Genomic DNA, 16,135 nt, shown 5'->3' with positions numbered 1-16,135 from the left:
TAAAAAAAGGAGATGCTGTAAAAACTCTTTAATGATTAGATAATGGTTTTGAATGGAGTAAAAATAAGGCAGTTAAATATATCTTTTAACCGCCTGTTCATCGAATATGTTTCTATTTAAAAAAATATAAATCTACAAATTATTTATAGCTTCTGTAATCAGCTGGATAGTTGCTTCAACATCATCCATACTGCATACGCTTACAGGAGTATGTATATAACGGGTAGGAACAGATAAAACACCAGTTGGAATTCCTTCACGAGTCAGGTGAATTGCAGTTCCATCAGTAGTTCCGCCATCACTTACTTCTAACTGATATGGAATTTCATTTTCATCTCCTGCATTAATAAGCAAGTCTTTTACAGACTGCTGGGTTAAAATACCTCTTCCACTTGCATCTGCCAGGACAATAGCCGGACCTTTACCCATCACTACAGGCGCCTCTTCCGGTTTAATACCAGGATGGTCACCGGATAAAGTTACATCAAGTGCAATAGCCAAATCGGGGTTTAACTTAAATGCAGAAGTTTTAGCTCCTTTAAGACCTACTTCTTCCTGAACAGTACCTACACCATAAACAGTAGCTCTTGTATTTACCCTTTTTAAAACTTCCATCATTACATAACAACCTACACGGTTGTCTAATGCCTTACCCATAATCAGATTATTAGGATATTCTGCAAATAAAGAGTTGAAAGTGATTTTATCTCCAATTCTAATCATTTTTTCAGCTTCTTCTTTGTCCTTTGCACCAATATCAATAAACATGTCCTTAGCCTTTACAACTTTGTTTCTTTCTTCAGGAGTTGTAACATGAGGAGGTTTTGAACCAATAACCCCTACAATTGATTCTCCAATTGAGGAGTGGACAGTTACAGTTTGGTTCATTAACATTTGATCGTTAATTCCGCCGATGTTTGAGAATTTAATAAAACCGTCATCATCAATGAATCTTACCATTAATCCGATTTCATCCATATGGGATGCAAGCATTACACTAGGTGCCTTTTTTTCACCTTTTTTGGTTGCAATTAAATTTCCCATACTGTCAGTTTCAATTTTATCAACAACATCTTTTAATTCGCGTGTAATAATTTCAGCTATTTTTTCTTCTGAACCGGATACGCCCGGTGTTAAAGATAGCTCTTTCATTAATTCCATCGTATCACCACATAAATTTTATAAATTTAATAATATTAAATAATTTCTATTTTATAAACTGACAGATAGTCAAAATTATTAAGTGCTACTTAAATATAATATTAAAGTAGGTGAGAGTATGAAGATAACTAAAATATTTTTTAGCCCGTCCGGGACAACCAGAAAAGTAGTAGGCGAACTTGCAAGCAGCTTTAAACAAAAACAGGAAATTTGCGATTTATTGTTTTTTAATGCATCAAAAGAATTTACACAGGACGATATAGTTATTGTTGGAATGCCTGTTTTTGCCGGAAGAATTCCGAAAACCGCAAGAGAAAGATTATTAAAATTAACCGGAAACAATACAAAAGCAATAGCTGTTGTAAATTATGGAAATGCACATGTAGGCGATGCATTGCTTGAGTTAGTGGACATACTTAAAGAAAATAACTTTGATGTTGTTGCAGCTGCTTCTACCGTCAGTCATCATTCCATATTTGATGGTGTAGCAGTTGGAAGACCTGATGATGAGGATACAGAAAAAATTAGTGAATTTGCAGAAAAATGTATGGAAAAAGTGGAATCAGGCGAATCCCTTCAAAGTGAAATTCCAGGAAACACACCATACGTCGACTATAAACAGCTTCCATTTGTCGTAAGCTGTGATGAAAGCAAATGCGTATTCTGCTATGAATGTATTTCAGTTTGTCCTGAAAAGGCAATCCCTGATGATGATCCTGTTGATATCGACCTTGATTCCTGTTCAAGATGTACAGCATGCATCTATATTTGTGAAGAGAATGCAAGAAGTTTCACTGGAGAAGCTTTTGAAGCTAAAAAACCAGAATTTGAAAGTGCAAACAGCAAAAGAAAAGAGCCTGAATTCTATTTATAGATTCATTCTCTTTTTAGCAACATTTCTTACATATTCATTTTCATCATTATTTGAAACTTCCTTTAATATTTTTTTACTTACTATCTTTTTAGCGGCTGCTTCACGGACTCTCCAGGAAGAGTCATTTTTAACAACACGACCCAGGTAATCCTGATTTCTTATTAATGAAATGGCTCTAACAGAGATATTTTCAGAAATGCCCTGCTCATAAATTTTCATCAGACATTTTTCGGCTTTAATTTTATTTAGCGCCTTAAGAGAAAATTCTTCATCTTCGTTTGCAAGAACAATTCTAATCAAGGTTTCCAAATCGGCAATATTGTCCAATGTAGATTTCCTAATGCTGACAAGTTTTGCATTTTTTAATATGTCAATAAATGATTCTTCTTTTTTAATATGGCTTAAGGCCTGTGCCGCTATATCTTCATGATTTGAATTAATAGCCAAATATTTAAAATCATTTTCATCGGCTAAAGCAGGATTTGAAATTGCATGATTTCTTACAAACTGGTCATCATCATTTAAAACTATTTTAATCAATTCCTGAGGATTATTCAGATTTTTCACAGCAATTTGGCGAACAAAGCTATCCTGTTCATTATTAATTATTCTTATTAATGATTCATCATCGGTTATTTTTTTAACTGCCTCGCTTCTGACAATTTTATCATTATCTTCATAGGCAATTTTTGCTAAAAACTCTTCATCATCAAGTTTTTTTATTATATCGCTTTTAACATCGGATTTTTCAGAATTTAAAACTATTTTCTTTAAAATTTCAGGACTGTCAATTTTATCAAATATTAAAGACCTGACTTTGGCATTGTCTTCATTCTGGGCTATAAATACCAGATAATCTTCATTTTTAATTTTTCTAATGGCTGCCTTTTTTACTTCCTCATCCTTATCTTCCAATGCAACTTTCTTTAAAACATCTTCATCTGCAAATGAATCTTTTAAAATGGCTGATTTTTTAATGGAATTATCCTTTGATTCGAAAACCAGGTCATATAATATATTCTCATCATTGATCTTTTCTAGGGATTTTGTTCTGTATTTTTTATCAATGGCTTCAACGGCAATCCATTTAAGAGTTTCCTCATCAGCAATTTTATCAAATATTTCGTCAACATGGCCGTTTTTCTTCATGTTTATTACAATTTCGGCAATGGATTTGTTGTTTTCCCCAAGTCTTTCCCATGCAAAACTTCTAACATCGAAAAATTGTGAGTTTTCAGCAGCATCCCTTAATAAATCTTCATCCTTAACCTTGTTTATTGCAATTAACCTGATAGCTCTGTCTTTTACATTTTTTGACATATCGAGCGCGACAAACTGATTTGTGATTTTGTCTGCCGCTTCTGCTCTTTTAATCCTGTCTTTGTCTGTTGTGGCTATTTTCTTTAAAAGCAATTCTTCTTCATCAATTTCAAGATTATCAAGATTAACTTTTTTCTCTTTTTCATCATTTTTTTTAAATCTATCAAAAAAGCCCATTTTAATTTACATCCTCATACATTTTCTCAAGAAAGCTTGCAAGTGAAATAATATCCTGGCAGTTATGCTCTATTATCGGAACAACCGGACCTATATTTTTCTTGGACAGATAAGTGTCATAATATCCTGGAATATACTGGCCAGGAACGTCATCTTCACGCTCAATTCCGAAAATTTCCCTTTCAATTGTTTGAAGTTGGCAGTTCGGAAGCGTATCTTTCCATAAATCTTTAGCAAAATACATCAAATCTAAATGAGGCAAATCCAGTTTAGATTCAATTCCATTATAGGCACATCTATTTTTTATAAAGGGTACATCAAAACTTTTTCCATTGAATGTTACATGAACTGAATCATCATCTAAATGATTTTGATAAGCATCAATGATATTTAATTCTTCTGTGTAGTCCCTTAGGAAATACTGTGATGCAATAATTTTATTATTTTTAATCTCTGCAATGCCTATTAGAATTATTGGAACATTTGAAAGTCCCTTTGTTTCAATATCCATAAACTTAAAGTTTTCAACATCTGTCATGCTTATGCATTTAATTAGATTACTCCTACATTTTTTAGAGTATCTGTTACTGTCAAGCAGGTTTACTATTTCGCAAAAAGACATCTCATCAATCTCATTTAAAAATTTCGATGCACTATCGCCGTACCTGTCATGATTCTGAAGGTCTTTTATGGTTTTAAATCCTTTGTTCTTAAGGTTTTCCTCGGTTTTAAGACCTATTTTCGGAAGCAGTTTAAGGTTATTATTTATCTGATTTTTAAAATTATTTTCCCTAAGGCGAAAGTCAATTTTTTCTTTTGTAGTTATTTTTAATGCATCTCCAAAAGATGTTTGACAAGTGCTGCAGTTCATTACCTCCTTTAAGGATTTATCCGCATATCTGACCAATAAGTCTTCTTTTAAATCTTCAAAATAATGAGGTGATAATTTTTTTTCTTTTTGTTTTGAAGTTGAACAATTCAAGTCAAGTAATGCATTTTTCAAATATTGTTCATGTTCGCTATAACCGTTCATTCACTTAAGAGTTATAACGGCCATAATATATATTTTTTAATAAAGTATACTTGAATTTTTCTAAAATACAATAAAGTTTATATATGGCAACTGTCAAATAATATAATTGGCTACGTGTTTAGCCTGAGAGATAAATTAAACAGCCAAATTTAAAAAAATTCATTTCTCTAAAAACTTGTTAAAACAAACCATTAGATAGCTAAAACTTTAATTAGCTATCTAATCCACCCCCCCCTTTTTTTCAAGATTATTAACTTAAATAAAAACCGCCACTTTAAATCAACTTAGAAAAATTTATATGATTTTTAAATCAAATTAAAAACTATAATTAATTTTTAGGGTTTTACTATGAAAATCAGATTAGCAATAATTTTTGGAATATTAATATGGTTTTTAAATTATGTACTCACATCAGTATTTAATCCGATTTTTACAGCAACATTGCGCAATATAGACGTAGTAGTACCTATAATTATGATAATAGTAACCGGATTTTTCGGAATATTGTACATCAGAACTATTGATGAAAATGAGATTATTGAAGGTTTTTTAGTTGGAATATTATTTGTCATAATAGACATCATCTTTGATTACATATTTTTCATTTTACCCCAAAAAAATGATTATATGATTGGAGATTTCTCACTACACCTCATTTCAATGACAGTATTAACCATACTAATAACCACATTTTTAGGATATTTAGCTCAAATGAATATTGATTTAAAATAAGGAGATTAAAATATGATACCAAAATCACACCCCAGATACGAATCATTACTTTTAAGAGAAAAGATGGTTAAAGCTTCACAGGATGGTTATTTAGCAGATTCAGCATTGATTGCACATGGCAGAGGAGAAGCTTATGACTATCTAATCGGTGAGAAAACAACATATCCTGCAAAAAGGGCAATGTATGTTGCCGTTGCAGCACTGCTTTTATCAGAAAAGCCTGTAATTTCAGTTAATGGAAATGCAACTGCACTGGCCATTGATGAAATAATTGAGTTTGCAAATGCCATTAATGCGAAAATTGAAATTAACTTATTTTACAGAACTGACAGCAGAGTTAAAATAATTACCCAGCTATACAAAGACCATGGATATGAGAATATACTTGGCGGTCTTGATGATGAAATAGAATACATCAGCGATATTGAAAACAACAGGGCAACAGCCAGCAAAACAGGAATTTACTCAGCCGACACAATATTAATCCCTCTTGAAGATGGAGACCGTGCCGAAATCTTAAAGCAAAGCGGCAAAAATATAATCACTATCGATTTGAATCCCCTTTCAAGAACTTCCAAAATGTCTGATGTTTCAGTTATGGACAATATTGTAAGAGCAATACCCTTTATGACAAAAATTGCCGATGATTTAAAAACTCAGGACAAACTGGTATTAATTGATCTGGTTAATGACTTTGACAATGCCGAAAACCTTAAAGAATCTTTAGAGCAAATTAGAATAAAAGAGTGAAACAATGCAAGTGATGGGAATATCTGGTTTACCTGGGTCTGGAAAAAGTTTAGTTTCTGAAATTGCTATTGAAAGAGGAGCAATTATTGTAAGTATGGGAGACATTATACGTGAAGAAGCTAAAAAAAGAGGAGAAACTTCTAAAGAAACTGCCCAAAATTTAAGGGCTGAATTTGGACAGTACATAGTTTCTGAACTAACAATTAAAAAAATTAAAAGACTGCAGGACGAAGGTCTTAAAAGCAAAATTATTGTTGAAGGCATTAGAAGCCCTCATGAAGTAGACATGTTTAAGGAAAACTTCGAAGATTTCATTATCTTATCAATTTTTGCAAATCCGACTTTAAGATTTGAAAGGTTAAAAAATAGAATGAGAGAAGATGACTCTGCTGACTACGGTGAATTTAAATCAAGAGATCAGATGGAATTGGATTTCGGAATTGGAGATGTCATATCCCTTTCAGATAAAATAATTATTAATGAAAGCGATTTAGAAGGTTATGTGGAAAAAATAAATGAATTTTTAGATGAAATTGAGTTATAATCTCATTTTTCTTCTAAAACAGCATCTTCGATAATATACACGCCACTGTCAAGATGCCACTCTTTTTTATCTTTTAGAATTTTGATTCTTTTTTTGAAAATAGGTCCGTCAATAGCCAATGTTTCGGCTTCGCCTCCTTCAAAAGCCAAATCCACGTAATATTTATCATGAATTTTTATTAGCTCGTCAATGGCTTCATCATCAATAACCCTTCCAAGCCAAGATTCATCCAAGCCCCATGCCGCGACTCCGCAAATTATTATCTTGAAACCTAAAGAGACAATTTTTCTCATATACTCCAATTCATCAACATGCCAGTAAGGAGAAATGGCCTTCAGTCCAACATCATCACATAATTTTTCAATTCTTGATTTTTGATATTGTGAATAAAGTGCACCCGTGTATATGGCTTCAACACCCAAACTTTTAAGTTTTTCAAATGCCAGTTTTAAATCTTTAAGTTCCTCTTCTTTAATCCCATTAGTTTCAGCAGAAATTATCGGAATATCGAGTGCCTGTGACAGTAAATCAGTTAGATGAATATTGGGAACATGAAACATGTAAGATTCATCATTTCTGGATTTCATAGAAAGAAGATATTTAACATCTTCTTTCCTCTCTAAAGCACTATATAAAGCCATAGTGCTGTCCTTTCCACCTGAAAATAAAATTGCAACATTCATGAAATTACCGTTTTCGTTTTTCTCTTAATACTTTCCTGAATTTCCTATATTTTGGAACAACAGAATCAATATAGATTCCCATAAGCGCAACAACAACACCTACTCCTCCACATATTAATGTGAATTCAATATTGGACAACATTGAGGAATTAGTATTATTGATACTGTCCTGAATCGGACCTTCAATTTTTGAAGCAACAATACCGTCTTCAAGTAAAATCTCTTCAAACCTGTCCAGTGCTGATGAATCAACTACCAGCACTGCATGAACCTGAGCATAGGATATGGTGCCTCCATAAACTAATTTATACCAGTCTGAAAAAGATTTCAAAGCCTGAGCAGATGTGTAATTCTCTTCAAGAGTTATCTGAATTTCTGAAGAGTTTATATAATGGCTTTTATAATGAGAGTCAATATTTCCGACGATTCTATCAAAGTAATCATGTTCCCGCTCATTAAACGACCACATCGGAATTGTAATTGATTTCTCGTCAAATGATTTAAAGCCGTCAGTTGAATTCAGCTTATTTTTCAACTCATTAATATTTACTGAAGAGGACAAATCCAGATATAAAGTTTCTTCGTTATTGGGCATTGTCTTTTCAATTGCACTTATCACACTCGGAAGTTCGTCATAAATCGGATCCAGGAAGAATGCTCCTCCAATCGAACCAATTAAAAAAGCAACGACAAGTACTAAAACCACTTCCCTTTTTGGCATATACTGCTTTAACATACCAATTGAAAATACAAATACCATCATCACAATAAACAAAATGAGGTAAATGACTGTAATTAATATATCCATAAATTCACCTATTAATTATTAATACTATATATTAAAAATATAATGGTTAAAATAATTTTGTATAATCAACCATTAAACTGAATAAATCCGCATGTTTTTGCTATTTACTGGCCATTCAACAATTAATGTATTTTCACCCTTGTTTAATGTTAAGGACGTTTCTTTAATATTTGATGATACAGATTCCCTAATTTCTTTTTTTGAATTATCCCTAAATTTAAAGTTTGTTGATAAATGGCTATTTTTAATGTTTATCTTGATTCTTTTTGAATCATCAAGACGGATTGTGTGTCTTGAGCCCTGGCCTTCACCATAAACCTGTTTTATAGCCTGAGCTATTTTTGACAAATCCGACTTTGCGTTTAGGTAATCTGAAACATCCAATGTGTTTTTAACCGATTCCTCAGCTAAAGGCAGTGTAAAAACCATTAGAATAATCAGAAAAACAGTAAAAATTAAAATATATTCAAGGGAGATTTGTCCGCAATCTTCTCTAATCATCTTACCACCAGAAACACATTTTTTGCAAATATCATCATCATATCACCGTAAAATATTGCTATCAACAGTCCGAGAGATATCGCAGGAGTAAAGGGAAAAGCTATTTTAATTGAAATATCATCTGAAATTAGATTTTGCGCATTCATAATTTTAAGCTGCCAAACTTCCCTGTCGGTTATTCCCCCTGCACTTTGCGACTTAAAGTAGTATTTAAAATCATTACTCTTAGAATTATAGACTTTTAAATTTCCGTTTATTTCGTCTAAAAGAACAACAATATCTTCATTATTAAAATAGCAATCATTGACAATCATTCCCTCCTTTAAATCTTCAACCTTCACCAGTTTATTTAGAATTGAGTTTTTAATATATTTCAAACCTTCAATATTAAAGATGTTAACTAAAAAATCGACATTATCATCGAATAATTCATTTTCACAAACCAAATGAGCAACGAAAATCACCAAAAAGGGAAATGAAACTAAAATGCTGTTAATTACAACACTAAATGAAAATGGATATATGGAAAGTTGGGGAAAAATATTCAAAAAGTTGATATTAATTCCAAATGGTATTACTGCAGCAATGGCAGTAAATAGTTTTACATCACCACCACCCCATATATTCAATTTCCACAACATATATGTTACAATATAAGTGATTACCATTGAAATTAATGAAGCTAAAATAAATTTAATGTTAGTTGTAACCAGTGACAAAATCAGATTCGAAACCAGTCCAAAAAACAATAAAGCATAATTCAATCTGTTAGGTACAATATTCTTTTTAATATCATAAATTGAAGCTGAAATGGAAAACAGTATTGTTATTATTATTTGAATTAAAAATATAGCATTAATAATCATGATTATATTATTTAACATTAAATAATATTAATTAAGTAGAAAATAAGTATGTAAAATTGATTTTAGAATATGAAATTAAATATAAAAAAGAAAAAATTAATTTTTAGAATACTCATGAACAGCTTCTAAAAATGATTTGAATAATGGGTGAGGCCTGTTCGGCCTTGATTTAAATTCCGGATGGAATTGACAACCAATAGCCCATGGATGATTTGGCAATTCAATAATTTCTACTAAAAAGTCATTATGACTTGTACCTGAAACTATCAAACCTTTTTCCTGCAATTCATCTCTGAATTCATTGTTAAATTCATATCTGTGTCTGTGACGCTCTTCTATGTCAACTTCACCATAGGCGTCATAGGTTTTAGTTCCTTCAATGATTTTGCAATCATAAGATCCCAAACGCATGGTTCCGCCCATGTTCTTAATTTTCTTTTGTTCCTCCATCATATCAATAACAGGGAACTTCAAGTTATCGTCAAATTCAGAACTATTTGCATCAGGATAGCCGTTTCTTCTTGCAAATTGAGTTACCATAGACTGCATTCCAAGGCAGATTCCAAATAAAGGCACGTTATTTTCAATTGCATAATCAATTGCATCTAATTTGCCTTCAAAACCACGTTCACCGAATCCTCCCGGAATTAAAATACCGTCAAATTCGCCCATAGCATTTTTGTCCAATTCTTCAACATCAGAACTTAAATATTTGATTTTGGCTTTAACTCCAATGCTTGCAGCTGCATGAAGTAATGATTCTCTAATGCTGATATATGAATCTTCAAGTTCGACATATTTGCCTATAATACCTATGGTGACTTTAGGCTCCTTGATTTTTAGGGATTTTACAACTTCTCCCCATTCATCAAGTTTTGAAGAATCAGGTTCAATATCCAATCCTATTCTTTTAACGATTAGCTCACCGATGTTATGTTCTTCCAAAACCAAAGGAACTTCATAAATTGTATCTGCATCGGGAGTATTTACAACTGCTTCAAAGTCCACGTCACAAAAATGAGCGATTTTTCCTCTCAGACCATCGTCGATTGGCTCTTGTGATCTGCATACTATAACATCAGGGTTGATACCGACACTTCTCAATTCTTTTGTAGAGTGCTGTGTTGGTTTTGTTTTGAATTCTCCAGCTGCATTCAGGTAGGGGATAAATGTAACATGGACGAACATAACATTTTCGCGACCTTCTTCGTTTCTAAGTTGTCTTAATGCTTCAAGGAAAGGTTGGCTTTCAATATCTCCGACAGTACCTCCAAGTTCAACTAAAACCACATCATAATCGGCACTTTCAGAAGTTTCCCTAATCATTTCTTTGATACGGTTGGTAATATGCGGAATAACCTGTACACATTCACCCAAGTATCCGCCTTCTCTTTCTTTGGCAATGACGGATTCGTAAACTTTACCTGTAGTAATGTTGGCTAATCCTTTAAGTTCAACATCCAAAAATCTTTCGTAGTGACCGAGATCCAAATCAGTTTCCATACCGTCATTAGTTACAAATACTTCACCATGCTGATACGGATTGAGTGTTCCTGAATCCCAATTTAAATAAGGGTCTATTTTAATAGCTGAAACATTTAAACCATATGATCTTAAAATTCTTCCCATAGATGCGGAGGTAATACCTTTACCTATGGAACTAACTACCCCACCAGTTATAATAATATACTTTGTCAGAAAAATCCTCTCCATAAATAAAATTTATAGTATAATGTTAGTTTCTCATGATATATAAAAATTTAAATTTTACGCAGATTAGAAAATTATCCATAATGTTTCCAAAGGCTCAGTTTATTTGAGATTTCACGGATTGTTTCATTAAACTGGTATTGGCCTGAATCATCATAGTTTGCATAATGATGCGATTGGATGAACTATTCGCAGGAATCATCCGGACCGTCAGAAATCCGGCATTTTCTGCAAACCATTCCATGATTTGCACCATAATGACTTGCAGACCAAAAAGTGCATTTTAGACATATTTCCACCCCATTATTAACCATTGAATCGTAATATTCATCATCATAGGAATATAAATCGGAACTGTCTGAATAGCCATCATCCCAGTCAGTGCTGCTTTCATCATCTTCATCAGAAAAATTACAGCTAAAGCAAAAAATGTATTTAACCAGTTCGCCACCACATTTAGGGCATATATCATTACTGATTGACTGCAAATAACATACATTCACTGCAATAACCGTCTTCATCTAATTTATCACAGCATACCGGACATATCAAAAATCACCTATAATCTTTTAATAAACTCTTTAACATACTTATCACAAAAATCCCAAGTATGTTCTCCTGAATCCTGAATAAATTCAACATCAATATTTCTAGACTTTAAAAATTCATAAAAGTCAACATTCCTGCCATATAAAAAATCATCAACACCGCAAGCCATGAATATATCTGGAATATCATCGCAATTTTCAAGCAGATATTTTGGATCTTTATCTGAGTTTTTAACTTTATCCAAATTACCAAAACAAGATTCATAAAATGAACTTGACCTTAAAACATTATTATCATCTGTATAATTGACAATATCATCAGTTATCAGTGCTGCTGAGACCATTCCAATTTTTGAAAAGTTTTTAGAATATTTTAAGCCATTTCTAATGGCTCCATAACCTCCCATTGAAAAACCTGCAATAAAAGTATCTTCCCTTTTAGAGGAAAGCGGAAAAATATTTCTTGTAATGTCAAGCAATTCCTGACCTACATACTCTCCGTAATAAGCATGGGCATTTTCGTTATCCACATAAAAGCTATTTTCCCCACATGGAATTACAATAGCTATTCCCCAGTCTTCTGCAAATTTTTGAATAGAAGTATTTGCAAGGAATATATCATCGCTGCCGTACAGTCCATGAAGCAGATACAGCGTTTTATATGGCTGCGGAACTATTTCCTCACTATCCTGGAGAAAATGGATATTGTCTGCAGGCAGTATCACACTAATGGATGTGCGTCTTTGCAGACTTTTACATTTAATATCTCCTCTAAACAATACCATTTAATCACCTAAGTCCATAATTTAGTTATAAACATCGCACTCGCATCCTCTGCCTTTTCAAATCCACAATATTCGTAGAATTTAACTTCATCATCATATGCAACAACAACAATACGCATATAATCCTTATAATGCTCTGTAATTCTTTTAACTAGTTCTTTTCCAATACCCTTTAGCTGGTAATCAGGTTTTACAAGTAAATAATGAACATAAGCATTCATTATTCCGTCATCCATTGCACATACCAGACCTACAAGTTCTTCCCCAACCCATGCTGAGAAAACTATATCGAAGTTTTTCATTGCAATTACCAATTTATCTGGAAAATGGCCTGAAGACCATTCAACAGACAAGAACAAATCCTTTAACTGCTTTTTACTAAAATAGTGTGTGTTTTTATATATTACACCATCCAATTAAATCACCCTGTATTCTGTCCATTTATCTGAAAAATATCTATAAATATAAATTCCCGCCCTTACATACCAGTCAATAAACATTGCAATCCATGTTCCAAATACGCCAACACCCATCCAGTCTGCGATAATATATGAAAGAGCTATTCTGCATGTAAACATTACTATTAAACTTATATACATTACTGATTTTGAATCTCCAGCCCCTCTAAAAGTGGCAGGAAGAGTAAAAGCAAGAGGCCATATAATAATGGCAAATATGCCATGCCAGATAATCATTTGTGCAGTCATGGCTGCAGTTTGAGGAGACAGATTATAAATGCCCAGTATAAACGGCAATATGGCAAATATAACTGCATTGCAGATTATATGTGAAATAAATGCAATCATCAGACATTTTTTATTATAATATCTGACCTGCTCATAATCGTTTGCACCAACGCATTTTGAAATAACTGCAGTTAGGCCCAGGTTAATTGCAAAGCCCGGCAAAACGGAAAATATCCCTATTGTATATCCGACCGAATTTGCAGCTATTGCCATTGTTCCAAATGTTGAAACCAAACTCAGGACTAAAATTCTTCCTAATTGGAATAGGCCATTTTCAATTCCATAGGGAATACCCACCTGCAGAACCTTTTTAAGAATTTTGAAATCGAATTTGTGCCTCAGTGTCCTTTTGATGTGTAATTTATAATCCTCATCAACAGCAAAGTACATTATCAGGACTGCAGAAAGAGCCCTTGCAATTACTGTTGGAACTGCAACTCCCCTTACATCCCAGCCCAAATAATAAATACAAACAGCATTGCCGATAATATTCAACACATCACAAATAACAAGTATTTTCATTGGTAAGGACGCATTGTTAGTTATTCTAAAAATGGCTGCTCCTACATTGAAAATAGCTATAAAAGGAATTGACAATGCTACAATACATAAATATTTATCAACATTTTGCCAAACATCAGCTTCAATTTGGCCAAATAAAAAAGCTATTAGAAACTGCCTTAAAATAATGACAAAAATCATCAGCATACATGAAAAAATTGATGAAAACCAAACAAGTTGTGTCGATGCATTTTGAGCTTTATCAACCTGATTATTACCTAAATATTGGCCTGCCACAACGGCTCCGCCTGTTGCAAGAGCAGAAAATGAAAAAATAAGTAACTGGATTAAAAAATCAACTAAGGAAACTCCTGAAATTGCAGCTTCACCTAATGATGAAACCATTATGGAATCGGCTAATCCTACACAGAAATCCAGAGCATACTGTATCAACAGAGGAATAAACAGTACTAGCAATGCCCTATTTGAGTAAAGGTAATTTTCAGGAGTTTTAAATACATTCATAATTTTATCTTATAAAGTTTGTGCGAGGCTTCGGTTCTTCCATTACAGCTAAACCTTCTCTAGCTCCTGCTTCAAGACATTGCAAGAAAAATGCCATGTTGTGTGCTAATTGCCTCATTGTACCTAATCCTTCTTCATCCTGAAGTACTTCTTCAGGAGTGTTTCCGTGAACCATATTCCAATAAAAAGATGAAATAACAGGCATTTGTGAAATTCCCAAGTATTTGATTAGCTGGTCGTAAGTTGCAGTTGTACCTCCTCTTCTTGCAGAACAGATAACAGCACCAGGTTTATGTTTGAATGCTTCTGCTCCTTTTCCATGGGAGTTTGAGTAAAATGCCCTATCCAAAAATGAAACCATTGACCCGTTTGCGCTTGCATAATAAACCGGTGAACCAAATACAAATGCATCGGCATCATATGCTTTTTTGACAAATTCATTGACAACATCACCATCAAATGCACATTGACCCAGTTCTCCGCATTTTAAACAGGCAATACATCCAGTTATCGGTTTTGTTTTAATCCAAAAAATTTCAGTTTCAATATCATAGTCATTTAAGGTTTTTGCGACTTCGGATAATGCAGTATAAGTACATCCTTCTTTATGCGGACTTCCATTTACAAGCAATACTTTCATTTAAAAATCTCCATCAATCAATCTTTGTATTAATTTATAACCTTCCTTTTTAGCAATAGAACCTTCAAGAACATCTTTTTCATTGAATGCCCCACAGTCATCTCCAGGCATATCTGATGCATAGATAATCATCGGCACATCATCACGGGTATGTGTTCCAACATCAATCGGAGTTGGATGATCAGGCAATATCGCCGCCCTGTAGTCTTGACCTTTCAGACTGTCTAAAATTGGTCCTACAATGAATTTATCAATCTGTTCAATAGCTTTTACTTTCTCATCAAGTAACTGGGCGTGTCCTGCTTCATCAGGAGATTCTATATGGATAAATAATACATCATTTCTTTTTAATGCATCGATTCCGTATTTTCCTTTTGCCTCATAATCAGTGTCAAAAAATCCTGTAGCCCCAGGCACATCAATGATTTCCATACCTGCAAACGCTCCAATTCCTTTAAGGAGATCCACCCCAGTAATTACTGCCGCATCAAGACCATAGGTCTCTTTGAAGTTAGGTAATTTTGGAGTTACGCCCTGACCCCATAGCCATACCATATTTGCAGGAATTTCCCTTTTTTGATTAACTTCCTGAGTTTCTAAAAATTCCTTTGACTCAAGCATGATGCTTTGGATTTCACGGGCAAGTTCACAATCTCCGAAAAGATTATCCAAAAGATTCTCGCCTGAAATATCATGAGGAGGAACTGTTTTTATATTGGCCAGAATTTCCGCATCCTCAATATTATCACAGGAATACACAAATAGATGCCTATAACTAATTCCAGTATAGAATTTCCCTTTAAAGTCAGGATATTTTTCCTGAAAATAATCATTTAATCCATTCATCAGCACATCTGCTTCTTGTGTTGTGATGTGGCCTGCATTGAAATTTTCCATTTTACCGTCTTTTTCGAAAATGGTGTTGCATCTAAATATCACATCACATGGAGTGGTTTTAATCCCAACGCTGCCTGCTTCAAGAGGTCCCCTGCCAGTATAGAAATCTGCAGGATTATATCCGAAGATACTCATATTGGCAACATCTGAACCTGGAGTGAAACCTTCAGGAACATTATTAGTTAATCCACCATAACCTTCTTTAGCCAATTTATCAATATTTGGAGTCCTAGCTACTTTTAGTGGAGTTTGACCATCAATTTCATCTAGCGGAAGGTCGCTAGACCCGTCTGGAATAAAAATTACATATTTCATGTTATCTAAAAGAATAAAA

General features: G+C 33.4%; 18 protein-coding genes. 4 read left to right on the top strand and 14 right to left on the bottom strand.

What is annotated here, in order from left to right; all coding sequences use genetic code 11:
- Positions 1–132 precede the first annotated feature (132 nt).
- Entirely contained in the window at positions 133–1,161 is a 1,029-nt protein-coding gene (locus Q4Q16_RS04495; protein ID WP_303346524.1) for a M42 family metallopeptidase, read from the bottom strand.
- A 118-nt stretch (positions 1,162–1,279) separates the two neighbouring features.
- Between Q4Q16_RS04495 and Q4Q16_RS04490 the strand changes: the two genes are divergently transcribed.
- Entirely contained in the window at positions 1,280–2,035 is a 756-nt protein-coding gene (locus tag Q4Q16_RS04490; RefSeq protein WP_303346523.1) for a 4Fe-4S binding protein, read from the top strand.
- Here Q4Q16_RS04490 and Q4Q16_RS04485 read toward each other — a convergent pair.
- Together Q4Q16_RS04485 and Q4Q16_RS04480 are read right to left on the bottom strand one after the other, a co-directional pair.
- Complete coding sequence (locus Q4Q16_RS04485; RefSeq protein ID WP_303346522.1) at positions 2,030–3,532, bottom strand: flagellar protein; 1,503 nt, start codon at positions 3,530–3,532, stop codon at positions 2,030–2,032. The two genes, Q4Q16_RS04490 and Q4Q16_RS04485, sit on opposite strands and share 6 nt — an antisense overlap.
- A 1-nt stretch (position 3,533) precedes the next feature.
- Positions 3,534–4,565: a ribonuclease H-like domain-containing protein gene (locus Q4Q16_RS04480; RefSeq protein ID WP_303346521.1), complete on the bottom strand. Its 1,032-nt coding sequence runs from the start codon at positions 4,563–4,565 to the stop codon at positions 3,534–3,536.
- Positions 4,566–4,913: 348 nt separating this feature from the next.
- Between Q4Q16_RS04480 and Q4Q16_RS04475 the strand changes: the two genes are divergently transcribed.
- The 3 genes from Q4Q16_RS04475 to Q4Q16_RS04465 are packed head-to-tail and all read left to right on the top strand — an operon-like array spanning position 4,914 to position 6,591.
- Positions 4,914–5,297, top strand: coding sequence for a hypothetical protein (locus Q4Q16_RS04475; protein WP_303346520.1), 384 nt, complete (start codon positions 4,914–4,916; stop codon positions 5,295–5,297).
- A 12-nt stretch (positions 5,298–5,309) separates the two neighbouring features.
- Positions 5,310–6,047, top strand: a complete 738-nt coding sequence (locus Q4Q16_RS04470) for a phosphopantothenate/pantothenate synthetase (protein WP_303346519.1) — start codon at positions 5,310–5,312, stop codon at positions 6,045–6,047.
- Between the two features lie 4 nt (positions 6,048–6,051).
- Complete coding sequence (locus tag Q4Q16_RS04465) at positions 6,052–6,591, top strand: nucleoside monophosphate kinase (protein ID WP_303346518.1); 540 nt, start codon at positions 6,052–6,054, stop codon at positions 6,589–6,591.
- Between the two features lie 2 nt (positions 6,592–6,593).
- Here the strand turns inward: Q4Q16_RS04465 and Q4Q16_RS04460 are convergent, their stop codons facing one another.
- The 11 genes from Q4Q16_RS04460 to Q4Q16_RS04410 form a co-directional block, all read right to left on the bottom strand.
- Positions 6,594–7,274: a TIGR00289 family protein gene (locus tag Q4Q16_RS04460; RefSeq protein WP_303346517.1), complete on the bottom strand. Its 681-nt coding sequence runs from the start codon at positions 7,272–7,274 to the stop codon at positions 6,594–6,596.
- Positions 7,275–7,278: 4 nt separating this feature from the next.
- A complete protein-coding gene (locus Q4Q16_RS04455; RefSeq protein WP_303346516.1) occupies positions 7,279–8,082 on the bottom strand; it encodes a hypothetical protein in 804 nt (267 codons plus the stop codon).
- Positions 8,083–8,154: 72 nt separating this feature from the next.
- Positions 8,155–8,583, bottom strand: a complete 429-nt coding sequence (locus Q4Q16_RS04450) for a class III signal peptide-containing protein (RefSeq protein WP_303346515.1) — start codon at positions 8,581–8,583, stop codon at positions 8,155–8,157.
- Positions 8,580–9,449 (bottom strand): prepilin peptidase, encoded by an 870-nt coding sequence (locus Q4Q16_RS04445; protein WP_303346514.1) that lies wholly within the window; start codon positions 9,447–9,449, stop codon positions 8,580–8,582. Before Q4Q16_RS04445 ends, Q4Q16_RS04450 begins: the two co-directional genes overlap by 4 nt.
- A 96-nt stretch (positions 9,450–9,545) precedes the next feature.
- Positions 9,546–11,162, bottom strand: a complete 1,617-nt coding sequence (locus tag Q4Q16_RS04440; protein WP_303346513.1) for a CTP synthase — start codon at positions 11,160–11,162, stop codon at positions 9,546–9,548.
- 182 nt (positions 11,163–11,344) lie between these two features.
- On the bottom strand, positions 11,345–11,680 hold the full coding sequence (locus Q4Q16_RS04435; protein ID WP_303346512.1) for a hypothetical protein: 336 nt from the start codon (positions 11,678–11,680) through the stop codon (positions 11,345–11,347).
- Between the two features lie 38 nt (positions 11,681–11,718).
- A complete protein-coding gene (locus Q4Q16_RS04430) occupies positions 11,719–12,492 on the bottom strand; it encodes an alpha/beta hydrolase family protein (RefSeq protein ID WP_303346511.1) in 774 nt (257 codons plus the stop codon).
- An 8-nt stretch (positions 12,493–12,500) separates the two neighbouring features.
- On the bottom strand, positions 12,501–12,908 hold the full coding sequence (locus Q4Q16_RS04425) for a GNAT family N-acetyltransferase (RefSeq protein ID WP_303346510.1): 408 nt from the start codon (positions 12,906–12,908) through the stop codon (positions 12,501–12,503).
- The gene (locus Q4Q16_RS04420; protein WP_368660210.1) at positions 12,909–14,267 is read right to left on the bottom strand and encodes an MATE family efflux transporter; all 1,359 of its coding nucleotides are present in this window, start codon (positions 14,265–14,267) and stop codon (positions 12,909–12,911) included.
- A 1-nt stretch (position 14,268) separates the two neighbouring features.
- Entirely contained in the window at positions 14,269–14,904 is a 636-nt protein-coding gene (locus tag Q4Q16_RS04415; protein ID WP_303346508.1) for a flavodoxin family protein, read from the bottom strand.
- On the bottom strand, positions 14,905–16,116 hold the full coding sequence (locus Q4Q16_RS04410; protein ID WP_303346507.1) for a cofactor-independent phosphoglycerate mutase: 1,212 nt from the start codon (positions 16,114–16,116) through the stop codon (positions 14,905–14,907).
- Positions 16,117–16,135 lie beyond the last annotated feature (19 nt).

Source organism: Methanobrevibacter sp., from assembly GCF_030539875.1.
Taxonomy (GTDB): Archaea; Methanobacteriota; Methanobacteria; order Methanobacteriales; family Methanobacteriaceae; genus Methanocatella.
Note: the sequence above shows the minus strand (reverse complement) of the source record. Positions and strands in the feature narration are given on the sequence as shown.